Source organism: Pseudomonas sp. GL_117 (assembly GCF_057835125.1).
Genome location: NZ_CM174418.1, coordinates 5,346,661 through 5,359,890, shown reverse-complemented (window position 1 = coordinate 5,359,890; position 13,230 = coordinate 5,346,661). Strand labels below are relative to the sequence as shown.

Annotated in this window: 10 protein-coding genes; 4 read left to right on the top strand and 6 right to left on the bottom strand. The window is 59.6% G+C overall.

The features are described from left to right. Positions 1-7: 7 nt before the first annotated feature. Both AC3ISR_RS24395 and yjiA read left to right on the top strand, forming a co-directional pair. Positions 8-205: a YbdD/YjiX family protein gene (locus AC3ISR_RS24395; RefSeq protein WP_003194308.1), complete on the top strand. Its 198-nt coding sequence runs from the start codon at positions 8-10 to the stop codon at positions 203-205. A 157-nt stretch (positions 206-362) separates the two neighbouring features. After that, the gene (gene yjiA, locus AC3ISR_RS24390; RefSeq protein WP_463983879.1) at positions 363-1,322 is read left to right on the top strand and encodes a GTPase; all 960 of its coding nucleotides are present in this window, start codon (positions 363-365) and stop codon (positions 1,320-1,322) included. A gap of 183 nt (positions 1,323-1,505) precedes the next feature. Here yjiA and glyA read toward each other — a convergent pair whose 3' ends face one another. Then, positions 1,506-2,759, bottom strand: a complete 1,254-nt coding sequence (gene glyA / locus AC3ISR_RS24385) for a serine hydroxymethyltransferase (RefSeq protein WP_463983878.1) — start codon at positions 2,757-2,759, stop codon at positions 1,506-1,508. Positions 2,760-2,942: 183 nt separating this feature from the next. Then, complete coding sequence (locus AC3ISR_RS24380) at positions 2,943-6,794, bottom strand: sensor domain-containing protein (protein WP_463983877.1); 3,852 nt, start codon at positions 6,792-6,794, stop codon at positions 2,943-2,945. Positions 6,795-7,079: 285 nt separating this feature from the next. Between AC3ISR_RS24380 and ettA the strand changes: the two genes are divergently transcribed. Both ettA and gdhA read left to right on the top strand, forming a co-directional pair. Next, on the top strand, positions 7,080-8,744 hold the full coding sequence (gene ettA, locus AC3ISR_RS24375) for an energy-dependent translational throttle protein EttA (RefSeq protein ID WP_463983876.1): 1,665 nt from the start codon (positions 7,080-7,082) through the stop codon (positions 8,742-8,744). A 359-nt stretch (positions 8,745-9,103) separates the two neighbouring features. Next, positions 9,104-10,441, top strand: a complete 1,338-nt coding sequence (gene gdhA, locus AC3ISR_RS24370) for an NADP-specific glutamate dehydrogenase (RefSeq protein WP_226455761.1) — start codon at positions 9,104-9,106, stop codon at positions 10,439-10,441. On the opposite strand, the gene AC3ISR_RS24365 is transcribed toward gdhA, so the two are convergent. The 4 genes from AC3ISR_RS24365 to AC3ISR_RS24350 form a co-directional block, all read right to left on the bottom strand. Next, positions 10,438-10,926, bottom strand: a complete 489-nt coding sequence (locus AC3ISR_RS24365; RefSeq protein WP_192298963.1) for a GreA/GreB family elongation factor — start codon at positions 10,924-10,926, stop codon at positions 10,438-10,440. The two genes, gdhA and AC3ISR_RS24365, sit on opposite strands and share 4 nt — an antisense overlap. 70 nt (positions 10,927-10,996) lie before the next feature. Further along, entirely contained in the window at positions 10,997-11,353 is a 357-nt protein-coding gene (locus AC3ISR_RS24360; RefSeq protein ID WP_226455759.1) for a hypothetical protein, read from the bottom strand. Positions 11,354-11,515: 162 nt separating this feature from the next. Further along, complete coding sequence (locus tag AC3ISR_RS24355) at positions 11,516-12,601, bottom strand: type I restriction endonuclease (RefSeq protein WP_192298961.1); 1,086 nt, start codon at positions 12,599-12,601, stop codon at positions 11,516-11,518. Between the two features lie 216 nt (positions 12,602-12,817). Next, entirely contained in the window at positions 12,818-13,117 is a 300-nt protein-coding gene (locus AC3ISR_RS24350) for a chorismate mutase (protein ID WP_192298960.1), read from the bottom strand. Between the last annotated feature and the right edge of the window lie 113 nt (positions 13,118-13,230).

Here is a 13,230-nt window from a genome sequence, read left to right as displayed (position 1 = left end):
TGCAGCCATGTTCAATGACATCAGTCGCCTCGGTAAATACCTCGGTCAGGCCGCGCGCCTGATGGTCGGCATGCCCGACTACGACACGTACGTCGAGCATATGCAAACCAAGCACCCGGACAAACCGGTGATGGACTACAAGGCGTTCTTCCGGGAACGCCAGGAGGCCCGTTACGGTGGCAAGGGTGGGCCCAAGTGCTGTTGACCCGGTAGCCCGGGCTGGCGGTGATCCCATGTGGGAGCGGGCTTGCTCGCGAAAGCGGTTTGTCAGTTGATGTATGTGCTGGCTGACACATTGCTTTCGCGAGCAAGCCCGCTCCCACATTTGTTTTGTGTTCCTTCAGTTATAAGGAGAACTGTCTTTGTCCTCTCCCATCCCCGTTACCATCCTCAGTGGCTTCCTCGGCGCCGGCAAGACCACCTTGCTGCGTCACCTGCTCAAAGCCGAGCACGGCCTGAAAGTCGCCGTGATCGAAAACGAATTCAGTGATGCCGGTATCGACACCCAACTGTTGGGCGATGAGCCGGTGCAAGTCATGACCCTGTCCAACGGCTGCGTGTGCTGCACTATCCACACCGACCTGACCAAGGCCCTGTACCTGCTGCTCGAACGCCTGGACAGCGGCGAAATTGCCTTCGACCGCCTGGTGATCGAGACCACCGGCCTGGCCGACCCGGCGCCGGTGGCACAGACCTTTTTCATCGACGAGGAACTGCGTGAGCGCTACATCCTCGACGGCATCATCACCCTGGTGGACGCGGCCCACGCCGAGCACCACCTGACCCAGACCATCGCCCAGGCCCAGATCGGCTTTGCCGACCGCCTGCTGGTGAGCAAGCGCGATCTGGTGGATGACGCCACCTTTGATGCCCTCAGCGAGCGCCTGACCCGCATCAACCGTCGGGCGCCGATTCGGGTGGTCGATCACGGCACCATCGACCTGGCCGAATTGCTCGATGTGCGCGGCTTCAACCTCAACGCCGGCATGAGCCTGCGCCCGGTCAGCAAGGCGCCGTCCATCGACCGTATCTCCAGCCTGGTACTGCGCACCGAGCAGCCGCTGGATATTGACCGTCTCAGCGAGTTCATGAACGCGCTGCTGGAAGATCACGGCAAGCAACTGCTGCGCTACAAGGGCGTGCTGAACATCGCCGGGGAGGATCGCAGGATGGTGTTCCAGGGCGTGCTCAAGCTCTACGGGTTCGACTGGGATACCGAATGGGAGGAGGGCGAGGCGCGGGAGAGTGTGATTGTGTTTATTGCCGATGAATTGCCGGAAGACAAGATTCGCGAGGGCTTCCAGCGCGTCTACCAACCTTGACTTGCAATGCATTCAAACTGTGGGAGCTGGCTTGCCTGCGATAGCGGTACATCAGGCACTGATGGGCTAACTGACAGCCCGCTATCGCAGGCAAGCCAGCTCCCACAGGTGACCGTATTTCAATTTTCGATTGCATAAAAAAGCCCGGCTCAAGAGCCGGGCTTTTCATTCAAGCAACTGCAATCAAGCGCCGTACACCGGCAGCTTCTTGCAGATGGCCTTGACCTTCTCACGTACTGCGTCGATCACGGCTTCGTTGGAAAGATCTGCCAGGATGTCGCAGATCCAGCCGGCCAGTTCCTTGCACTCTGCTTCCTTGAAGCCACGAGTGGTCACAGCCGGGGTGCCGAAGCGCAGGCCGGAAGTGACGAACGGCGAACGTGGGTCGTTCGGCACGGAGTTTTTGTTCACGGTGATGAAGGCTTTGCCCAGGGCAGCGTCAGCATCTTTACCGGAGATTTCCTGCTTGATCAGCGACAGCAGGAACAGGTGGTTTTCAGTACCGCCGGAAACCACGTCAAAACCGCGCTCGATGAACACGCTGGCCATGGCCTTGGCGTTCTTGACCACTTGTTGCTGGTAGACCTTGAACTCAGGCTGCAAGGCTTCCTTGAAGCAGATCGCCTTGGCCGCGATCACGTGCTCCAGCGGGCCGCCCTGGGCGCCCGGGAATACGGCGGAGTTCAGCTTCTTCTCGATGTCGGCGTTGGCGCGAGCCAGGATCAGGCCGCCACGTGGACCGCGCAGGGTCTTGTGGGTAGTGGTGGTGACCACGTCAGCGAAAGGTACCGGGTTCGGGTAGACGCCAGCGGCGACCAGACCGGCCACGTGGGCCATGTCGACGAACAGGTAGGCGCCAACCTTGTCGGCGATAGCGCGGAAGCGTGGGAAGTCCAGGATTTGCGAGTAGGCAGAGAAACCGGCCACGATCATTTTTGGCTTGTGTTCAACAGCCAGGCGCTCGACTTCGTCGTAGTCGATCAGGCCGTTGCCATCGATACCGTATTGAACGGCGTTGTACAGCTTGCCGGAGGAAGAAACAGTGGCGCCGTGGGTCAGGTGACCGCCGTGGGCCAGGCTCATGCCCAGGATGGTGTCGCCCGCTTGCAGCAGGGCCAGGTACACGGCGCTGTTGGCTTGGGAACCGGCATGCGGCTGGACGTTGGCGTAATCGGCACCGAACAGTTCTTTTGCACGGTCGATGGCCAGTTGCTCAACCACGTCGACGTACTCGCAACCGCCGTAGTAGCGCTTGCCTGGGTAGCCTTCGGCGTACTTGTTGGTCAGAACCGAACCCTGAGCCTCCATGACCGCTGGGCTGGTGTAGTTTTCCGAAGCGATCAGCTCGATGTGCTCTTCCTGGCGCACGGCTTCTTGCTCCATGGCGGCGAAGAGATCGGCGTCGTACTTGGCAATAGTCAAATCACGGCTGAACATGGCGGTCCTCAAGGATCGGGGGCAGAAAAGGAGGGCATTCTAACCCAAGCGCTAATTAGAAGGGATATGAAACATAGTCATGGGGATGAGGTGCCAGTTTCAAGTTGCAAGCTACAAGCTTCAAGTAAGGGCAGTTCCGCTCTCGCTTGCCCCTTGTAGCTTCAAGCTTGCAGCTGCTCTCATTCAATCAAACATGAACAGCGCATCATTGCTGAACTGCGCTTCAAACCGGCTTGCCGGCATCGGCCGTCCAAACAGGTAGCCCTGCACTTCATCGCAACCATGCTCACGCAGGAAGTCGAGTTGCTCATGGGTTTCCACGCCTTCGGCGATCACCGCCAGGTTCAGGCTGTGGGCCATGGCGATGATGGCGCGGGCGATCTGGGCGTCCTGCTCGCCAGACGGCAGGCCGTCGACAAAGGTGCGGTCGATCTTCAGCACGTCGATGGGGAATTGCTTGAGGTAGTTGAGCGACGAGTAACCCGTGCCGAAGTCGTCGACCGCAATGCTCAGGCCCAGGTTTTTCAGGCCGTCGAGGATGTGCAGGGCTTCGTTGACTTCGCGCATCAGGATGCTTTCGGTCAGCTCCAGTTCCAGGCACGCCGGAGGCAGGCCGGTGTCTTCCAGGATGCTGGCGATGCGTTCGCCCAACTGGCCGTCGGAGAACTGCCGCGCCGAGATGTTCACCGAGACTTTCGGCACGCGCACCTTGTTCTGGTGCCAGGTCTTGAGCTGGCGGCACGCCTCGCTGATCACCCAGTCGCCCACATCCACCACCAGGCCCAACTCCTCCAGCACCGGGATGAAGTCCCCCGGCGGCACCAGCCCGCGACGCGGATGACGCCAGCGCAGCAAGGCTTCGGCGCCGGTCAGGCGCTTGCCGTCGCCGCTGAACTGCGGCTGGTAATAGAGCACGAATTCGTTCTGGTCCAGGGCATGGCGCAGGTCGCTTTCCAGCTCCAGGCGCTCCAGGGCGCTGGCGTTCATGTCGGCCTGGTAGAACTGGAAGTTGTTCTTGCCGCGTTCCTTGGCGTGATACATCGCCGTGTCGGCGTTTTTCATCAGCTGGCTCAGCTCGTTGCCGTCCTGCGGGCTGAGGGCAATGCCGATACTGGCGGTGACGAAGAATTCGCGGCCTTCGAGCACAAACGGCTTCACCAGGCTGGCGAGGATCTGTTCGGCCACGTGGATCGCGCGGTTCAGTGCCATTTCGCGGCTGATGCGCGGTTGCAGCAGCAAGGTGAACTCGTCGCCACCCATGCGCGCCACGGTGTCGTCTTCGGCGACGCAGCCGAGCAGGCGCGTGGCCATTTCCTTGAGCATGCGGTCGCCGGCGGCGTGGCCCAGGGAATCGTTGATCGGCTTGAAGCGGTCGAGGTCGAGGAACATCAGCACGACCCACGACTTCTGCCGTTCGGCCGATTGCAACGCGGTGTGCAGGCGGTCCTGGAACAGCGTGCGGTTGGGCAGGTGGGTCAGGGCGTCGTAGTACGCCAGGCGGTGGATACGCTGCTCACTGGCCTTGCGCTCGCTGATGTCGCTGAAGAAGCACACGTAGCTGGCCAGGTCGCCTTCATCGTCGAACACGGCGGTAATGCCGACCCAGGCCGGGTAATGCTCGCCGTTGCGGCGCTTGAGCCACACTTCGCCTTCCCAGGTGCTGTGCTGGTGCAACTGCTTGAGCACGTAGCGCAGATGGGCTTCTTGCTGTTCGTCGACGGTGAGCATGTTCGGCAACTGGTCGAGCACGTCGGCCACGCTGTAGCCGCTGACGCGGGTGAATGCGTCGTTGGCCTGGACGATATAGCCGGCCGGGTCGGTGATCAGGATCGCCGAGGTGGAGTGTTCGAATACCGTGGCCGCCATGCGCAGGTCTTTCTCGGCGCGGCGTTGCTGGCTGATGTCGCGGCCGACGCCAAGGATGCCTTCGAACGTGCCGTGTTCATCCCACACCAGCACCAGGCGCAATTCGATCGGCACTTTGCGCCCGTCGGCGCGCAGGCAATCGAACAGGAACAGCTGGGTCCGCGCTTCGTCGCGCAGCCTGGCCAGTGCGTCGGTATCACCGAGGGCGCGGCTGACCTGTTCCACCAGGCTGTAGATGCCGGTCAGTTGCTGCGGGTTGGCGATGATCGACTGCCAGCCGTTCTTGAACACCCAGTCCACGTCGTAGCCCAGCACCGCGTTGACCGACGGGCTGATGTAGTTGAGGGCCAGTTGGCTGTCGGTGGAACAGATCACGTCGCTGATGCTTTCGGCGAGCATGCGGTAGCGCTGCTCGCTGTCGCGCAGGGATTCACTGGCTTCGATCTGGTCGGTGATGTCCTTGGCCACGCCGATGATGCGCGTGACCTGCGCCGCCTTGTCCCGCGCCAGGGCCTGCTCGCGAATTTCGAAGCGGCGCCACTGGTTGTTGCGGTGGCGGAAGCGCAACTGGCATTGCAACTGGGTCGAATAACCGGCCTGGCGCTGTTGTTGGCGCAAGTCGTGGTAGCGCTCGGCGTCTTCGGGGTGCAGCAGGATTTCCCAGAAATACTCGCCCATTTGCAGCAGTTCGGCTTTGTTGTAGCCGAGGGTGTGGCCCAGGTGATGGTTGCTGAAAATCATGCGCTGGCTGATCACGTCCTGCACATACAGGTGGTCGGGCACGGTGCGGACCACGTCCGACCAGAAACTCTCGCGTTCCACCAGTGACAGCTCGATCAGCTTGCGGCTGGTGATGTCGCTGATGCTCAGGATCACCGCCTTGAAGTCGTCCTGCTGCTCCGGCAGGCGCATCACCAGCCACAGGTATTGGTCATTGCCGGCGACATCGTTGAGGTGGATTTCCAGCTCCAACTGCTTCTGCTGGGTCAGCACCGCTTCCAGCACCTGGTAGCCGATGGCCGTGGCGTTGTGCGGGCAGTCATCGATCAGGCGCTCCCAGGCTTCCTCGCACGAGCCGACGTTGAGCAGGCGCACTGCGACCTGGTTGACCTCGGTGATGCGCAGTTCCCTGAGCAGTTGCTGGCGCTGTTCGCGGTTGCCTTGCAGCCAGTCGTGCAATTGTTCGCGGGTTTGCAGTCTGGCCTTGTCAAAGAACGTGTTCAGCCCCGACAGGTCCAGCACGCACAGGGCCACGCCGGTGCCCTCGAAAATATCCTGGTAGCGCCGCCGACCTTCATGCACCTGGCGCTGGCGGCGGCGCATGTTGACCAGCACGAATACCGGGATCAGCGAGAACGCGAGGCCGAGCAGGCACTTGCCGATGAAGGCGGGCAGCAGTTCTTCCAGCACGGCATTGCGGTCGAACAGGCCGCGCAATTGCCAGTCGCTTTTGCTCAGGGGGGTGATGAGTACACTTTTATTCAATTCGTCCGGGGTCAGCGCCACGGCCCATTGCGCCGGCATGCCGCTGTCGCGGCCGACCACGCGGTGATTGATGCGGTTCTCGATGGCCCACATCGGTCGCTGGCCCTGGCCATCCTGGCGAGTCAGGTTGACCAGGTAGGCGGGCGCCAGGCGCAACACCCAATACACCCGCGAGCCGCCAGTTGGCTGGTGCAGCAACAGATAGATGATCGTGCCGTCGTTGCTGTTGCTCAGGTAGTAAGGCTGGGAATGGCTGCGTTGCACCAGCTCTTCGAGCCAGGCCGCGTCCTGGCTGTCACTGGCGCTGTCGCTGATCATTGCGCCGCTGGGGGCCAGCAAGGCGATGCTGCGCAACTCCGGCAGGGAGCGCTGCAACGTATGCACCAGGGCCTGCTGCTGTTCGCTGTTGCGCGGCGGCTCGACCATCGGCAGCAGGTTCAGGGCGATTTTTGCGCTCAGGGCCATGTTCAGGCTGATCTGCTCAGCCAGGTCGGCGCTGTAGTCGATGGTGTATTGCTGCTGGTTTTTCTGGTTTTGCTGCAACTGGTCCAGCAGTTGCCAGAACAAAAGCGCGAGCAACAAAAGGACGAGCGTCGCCAACGCGCCTTTCAAGGTGCCATGCAGGGGCGCTCCCGGCGCTATATGAGCGGCGCGTAGGGGAGTAGGCGGCGTGACTTTGGACAAGCTGTGATCCTGCGGGTTGGCTGGACTGGCGTGCGACACGCACTATAAGCCGGACGCCGAAGGGCGGCTAGCATGCCTTGAGTTGTGGCAAAGTGCCAGCCCCGCTTGGCTGGACTGGCCAGGCGCATTCAGGTAGCTTTGCCGGTTACGCGGGGGCGTTCCAGCCCCAGACATTCAGGCTCTTTCCGCACGCAGGCATTGATTACCGTCAACGGCCCGCGCGGCGCATGGCCTGGCACGGGCTTCGCCCGCATTAATTCATCAGTCACTGACGCTAGGTTCACCATGGCTCAATACGTCTTCACCATGCATCGGCTGGGAAAAGTTGTTCCGCCGAAGCGGGAAATCCTGAAAAACATTTCGCTGTCCTTCTTCCCCGGCGCCAAGATCGGCGTGCTCGGCCTCAACGGTTCGGGTAAGTCCACACTGCTGAAAATCATGGCCGGCGTCGACACCGAGTTCGAAGGCGAAGCCCGCCCGATGCCCGACCTGAACATCGGTTACCTGCCACAAGAGCCGATCCTGGACCCGACCAAGACCGTGCGTGAAGTGGTTGAAGAAGCCGTCGCCGTGATCAAGAACGCCCAGGCGCGCCTGGACGAGGTCTACGCCGCCTACGCCGAACCGGATGCCGACTTCGACAAGCTCGCCGCCGAACAGGCCAAGCTCGAGGCCATCCTGCAGGCTTGCGACGGTCACAACCTTGAGCGCCAGCTGGAAGTCGCCGCCGACGCGCTGCGCCTGCCGGCATGGGACGCCAAGGTCGAACACCTGTCCGGTGGCGAGAAGCGCCGCGTGGCCCTGTGCCGCCTGCTGCTGTCGGCCCCCGACATGCTGCTGCTCGACGAACCGACCAACCACCTGGACGCCGATTCCGTCGCCTGGCTGGAACATTTCCTTCACGACTTCCCAGGCACCGTGGTTGCGATCACGCACGACCGTTACTTCCTGGACAACGTTGCCGGCTGGATCCTCGAGCTCGACCGTGGCGCCGGTATCCCTTACGAGGGCAACTACTCCGGTTGGCTGGAAGCCAAGTCCGACCGTCTGGCCGCCGAATCCAAGCAGCAATCGGCCCACGAAAAAGCCATGAAGGAAGAACTGGAGTGGGTGCGCAAAGGCGCCAAAGCCCGCCAGTCCAAATCCAAGGCGCGTCTGCAACGCTTTGAAGAAATGCAATCGCAGGAATTCCAGAAGCGCTCGGAAACCAACGAGATCTACATCCCGGCCGGTCCGCGCCTGGGTGACAAGGTCATCGAGTTCAAGAACGTTTCCAAAGGCTATGGCGACCGCGTGTTGATCGATAACCTGTCGTTCTCCATGCCAAAAGGCGCGATCGTCGGCGTTATCGGTGGTAACGGTGCGGGTAAATCCACACTGTTCCGCATGCTGATGGGCAAGGAAACCCCGGACTCCGGCAGCATCGAGATCGGCGAAACCGTACAACTGGCCTGTGTGGACCAGAGCCGTGAAGACCTCGACGGCAGCAAGACGGTGTTCCAGCAGATTTCCGACGGTTCCGACCAGATCCGTATCGGCAACTATGAAATCCCGTCGCGCACCTACGTCGGCCGTTTCAACTTCAAGGGCGGCGACCAGCAGAAGTTCGTCAAGGATCTGTCCGGTGGTGAGCGCGGTCGCTTGCACCTGGCCCTGACCCTCAAAGAGGGCGGCAACGTCCTGCTGCTCGACGAACCGTCCAACGACCTTGACGTTGAAACCCTGCGTTCCCTGGAAGAAGCCCTGCTGGACTTCCCGGGCGCCGCCATTGTGATCTCTCACGATCGGTGGTTCCTTGACCGCGTCGCGACGCACATCCTGGCGTACGAAGACGACTCCCAGGCGGTGTTCTTCGAAGGCAACTACACCGAGTACGAAGCCGACCGTAAGAAGCGCTTGGGCGAAGCCGCTGCCCAGCCGCACCGCGTGCGTCACAAAAAACTGGCCTGATTCGGGTTGGTGGTGTGAAAGAGCGGAGCCTTCGGGCTCCGTTTTTTTTTGTGTTTTTCTGTAGGACCGAGGTGCATTCATCGCAGGCAAGCCAGCTCCCACATTCGACCGCGTCGCTGCGGATGTACTCGGTCAAATGTGGGAGCTGGCTTGCCTGCGAAGGCGGTTTATCTGTTGGTGCATTCCCTGGGCTGACAATCCCTTTTAAGGTGCAAAAAAAACCTGTTTTTCAGGTTTATTTATATCCAATGCACCATTTAAATTCACAAAAGCGACATTTTGCCCTGTCGCAGTGCGACATGAATTGATAAAGTCCGGCCCAATCTCATTTAAAAACAATCAATTTGCCGAGACTTTTCATGATCGAATCCGTCGAATCCTTCCTTGCCCGACTCAAGAAACGCGACCCGGACCAGCCAGAATTCCACCAGGCTGTAGAAGAAGTCCTACGCAGCCTGTGGCCGTTTCTCGAAGCCAATCCCCACTACCTGACCTCGGGCATTCTGGAACGCATCTGCGAGCCCGAACGCGCAATCACCTTCCGGGTGTCGTGGGTCGATGATCATGGCAAGGTCCAGGTCAATCGCGGTTTCCGCATCCAGATGAACAGCGCCATCGGCCCGTACAAGGGCGGCCTGCGCTTCCACCCGTCGGTGAACCTGGGCGTGCTGAAATTCCTCGCCTTCGAACAGACCTTCAAGAACTCCCTGACCTCGTTGCCCATGGGCGGCGGTAAAGGCGGTTCGGACTTCGACCCCAAGGGCAAGAGCGACGCCGAAGTCATGCGTTTCTGCCAGTCGTTCATGAGCGAGCTGTACCGTCACATCGGCGCCGACGTCGACGTGCCGGCCGGCGATATTGGCGTGGGCGCCCGCGAGATCGGTTTCCTGTTTGGGCAGTACAAGCGCCTGAGCAACCAGTTCACCTCCGTGCTGACCGGCAAGGGCATGACCTATGGCGGCAGCCTGATCCGTCCGGAAGCCACTGGTTTCGGTTGCGTGTACTTCGCCGAAGAGATGCTCAAGCGCGACGGCCTGCGGGTTGAAGGCAAGCGCGTGGCGGTGTCCGGTTCCGGCAACGTGGCGCAATACGCGGCGCGCAAGGTCATGGACCTGGGTGGCAAAGTGATTTCCCTGTCCGACTCCGAAGGCACGCTGTATGCCGAAAGCGGCTTGACCGAAGAACAGTGGTCGGCGCTGCTGGAACTGAAAAACGTGCAACGCGGGCGCATCAGTGAGCTGGCCGAGCGTTTCGGCCTGGAATTCCGCAAGGGCCAGACGCCGTGGGAACTGGCCTGCGATATTGCACTGCCCTGCGCGACCCAGAACGAACTCGACGCCGATGCGGCGCGCACCCTGTTGCGCAATGGCTGCATCTGCGTAGCCGAAGGCGCCAACATGCCGACGACGCTGGCGGCCGTGGATCTGTTCATCGAGGCGGGCATTCTGTTCGCGCCGGGCAAAGCCTCCAATGCCGGTGGCGTGGCCGTCAGCGGCCTGGAAATGTCGCAGAACGCCATGCGCCTGCTGTGGACGGCCGGTGAAGTGGACAGCAAGCTGCACAACATCATGCAGTCGATCCACCATGCCTGCGTGCACTACGGCGAAGAAAACGGCCGGATCAACTACGTCAAAGGCGCGAACATCGCCGGTTTCGTCAAAGTCGCCGACGCGATGCTGGCCCAAGGCATCGTCTAAACCTCGGGGTCGATGCGCAACACTTCGATCAACTGATCGCCGACGGGGCGCTTCCACAGCACCTCGTCCCCCACCTGGGCCCCGAGCAATGCGCGGCCCAGGGGCGAACCCCAGTTGATCAGGCCTGCCGCAGCGTCGGCCTGGTCTTCACCGACCAACTGAATGCGCTGCTGCACGTCCTGCTCATTGGCGAAGGTCACCCAACTGCCGATCTGCACCTTTTCGGTGGAAGTGGCCGGCGCTACGACTTGGGCGCTCTGCACCCGCTGGTTGAAGTAACGCAGGTCCCGCTCAAGGTCGGCCTGGCGCTGTTTATCGTCTTTGGCGGATTCGACACTGTAGTCGTGCTGCAACTGCGCGACTTTGGCCTGCAACTGCGCCAACCCCTGCGCAGTGACGCGGTTGGGCTGATCACTGACGTGACGCTCCACCGGCTGGTCAGCCTGGGCGGCGGCGTTGTCCTCATTTACAAAAGCTCGGCTCATGACAGTCTCCCTCAATGGAGTTTCGGCCATGTTCGCCGCGCTTTAGTTTCAGTGGATGTCTGAAAGCGACCTATTGCGAACGATAGGCCTTGGCGGCGTCGCGGTCCTTCTCATGCTGCCAGGCGCGCTCACGGTCGTCCCAGTGATTGTCCTTGTAGTCGCGCAACTCTTCGTTCTCACGCATGGCCTTGCACTGGCGGAAGCCGTCCTCCCAGCCTTCGGCGTACTCGCGATCCTTCAGATAACGCGGGACGTTCTTGCGAAACTCCCCGCTGATCACCCCGGCCGCTTGCCGCCCGCTGCTGCAGCCGTCGTCAAAGCCATCGGCAAAGGCTGGGGGGTAGCCCTTGGCCAATAACTCCTGATGGGTCGACTGGCAACCCGACAACCACACCACCGCGCACAGCAATACCGCATACCGCCACATGACGAACTCCCTGGCCGGTTACCGGCTGATGGGGATAAGTCTAGATAGGGAATTGTCGGGGGGGTGTGAAAGGGAGGTGAGAAAGCTGTTGGGCGCGGGGTAAATGTATGAGGGGACTTGTCCCCTCATACATTTTGGCCTTTGTTGGGTTTAAGAGCGGGGTCAGTCGTAGTAACCCACTGTTTTTTTCAGTTGATCCGCGTACTCGTAAATCTCATCGATGGACGAGATTGCGTGGCGGGTCTCGTTTTTTTCTTCGTCGAAAACACCGAGGTATTTCTGACTGCGATTGAAGTGCAGGCGGCAAATCGGCTTGCGATTGTTATCGTCCAGCAATATCCCAAAATAGCTTTGGGTATCTCGCTGGACAATCCGTTTGGCGTCGACCACCGAGCGCACGACAGCCCGAACGATGTGATAACCCTCTAGCTCTTCCAGGGTTGTCAGGATTTTTTCTTCAGACTCGTCTCTATTTTGCACCTCTGGGGGTGTGCCGTTCGAAATGGGGGCTGATGCCAGTGTCGGTTGTATCACGCCACTCATTGCCGACTTGAGGCGATCATTGATTTGGTCATTTAAAAATTGGGCCAACGCTTTTCGTGTCAGCTCGAAAAATTGCTCGCGCACTTTCTGCGTGATGACACCCTCGTAAACACGGGATGCGAAGAATTTCACAAAGTCGTCTTCTGGTTTGCTGACCTGGCTGCCAATGAGCTTTTTGAGTTGGCTGACGTATTTCAGCTCTCCGGCGGCATTGATAATGGAATCAACATCAAATGCCGACTTGGTGAGTTTGATCAACTCCGGAACGGAGTATTCATCAATGTCCAGCAGGTCCAATTCCAGAAACGGCTTTTCGTCCATTTTGTTAGGGGCGTCCAAGTCTGTAAAAAAGCGGTAGACCTGGCCGTTAGTGAGAATCGAGATTCTTGCGCTGGTGACATGAAAATAACGAAAGAGCTGTGATGCGTGATTGATGCTCAATGATTCGCCAATTTTTTTGCATTCGATGAGTATCTGGACCTCACCGTCTTTCATGATCGCGTAGTCGATTTTTTCGCCTTTCTTCGTACCCACATCACAGACGAATTCGGGCATCACTTCTTGTGGATCAAACACGTCGTAACCCAGCACCGTGTTGATAAAAGGCATTACGAAAGCATTTTTTGTCGCTTCTTCGGTTTGAATGGCGGGGCCTTGTAACCGAACCTTTGCTGCCAGACTGGTGAGCTTTTCAAAAAATTCCATACTTAGCCTCTACCTATTCGGATCCGTGTATAGATGTGGTGGCAATTTGATTGCTACCCGAGACTAGACTCAAATCCGTATAAAGCGAGGCTTAAAAGCAACAAGTTTGATGCTCGCCGAAAAAGCTAAAAAACCCTTAGGAATTTCTTGCTTGCTAATCAGTGAGTTGAATGTGGCATGTGGGTTTTCTATGCAGGCCAACAAATTTGCTAATTTCTAGCTGACCTCTCCGAGCTTCGCATGCTCAGCCAGCTCCTGCTGGATAAACGCCGCAATCATGGCGCGATAGACCTGTTCGGTAACGTCCGGGTTTGCGCCGAGCGTGTGGGACAAGTCCCGCACCTTGGCGATGACCTGTTCAACCCGTTGGGGCGCCTTGACGCTATCGGTGTCTTTTTTGAAGCGCGCGGCCTGGGAGACATAGTTGCCGCGCTCTGCCAGCAGGGTGACGATTTGCTGGTCGAGGCGGTCGATGTTGCTGCGCACGTGTTCGAGGGTGGTGCAGGTAACGGCCATGTTGGTTGAGCTCCTTTAGGTGTATCTGAATGGATGCGGGCCCGATGTGGGAGCGGGCTTGCCCGCGAATGCGGTGGGGCAGTCGATACACAAGTGGCTGACACTCTGCATTC

Coding starts and splice junctions, on each gene's coding strand:
- AC3ISR_RS24395 (WP_003194308.1), top strand. CDS start 8: ATGTTCAATGACATCAGTCGCCTCGGTAAATACCTCGGTCAGGCCGCG.
- ettA (WP_463983876.1), top strand. CDS start 7,080: ATGGCTCAATACGTCTTCACCATGCATCGGCTGGGAAAAGTTGTTCCG.
- AC3ISR_RS24355 (WP_192298961.1), bottom strand. CDS start 12,601: ATGGAATTTTTTGAAAAGCTCACCAGTCTGGCAGCAAAGGTTCGGTTA.
- AC3ISR_RS24360 (WP_226455759.1), bottom strand. CDS start 11,353: ATGTGGCGGTATGCGGTATTGCTGTGCGCGGTGGTGTGGTTGTCGGGT.
- AC3ISR_RS24365 (WP_192298963.1), bottom strand. CDS start 10,926: ATGAGCCGAGCTTTTGTAAATGAGGACAACGCCGCCGCCCAGGCTGAC.
- AC3ISR_RS24350 (WP_192298960.1), bottom strand. CDS start 13,117: ATGGCCGTTACCTGCACCACCCTCGAACACGTGCGCAGCAACATCGAC.
- gdhA (WP_226455761.1), top strand. CDS start 9,104: ATGATCGAATCCGTCGAATCCTTCCTTGCCCGACTCAAGAAACGCGAC.
- glyA (WP_463983878.1), bottom strand. CDS start 2,759: ATGTTCAGCCGTGATTTGACTATTGCCAAGTACGACGCCGATCTCTTC.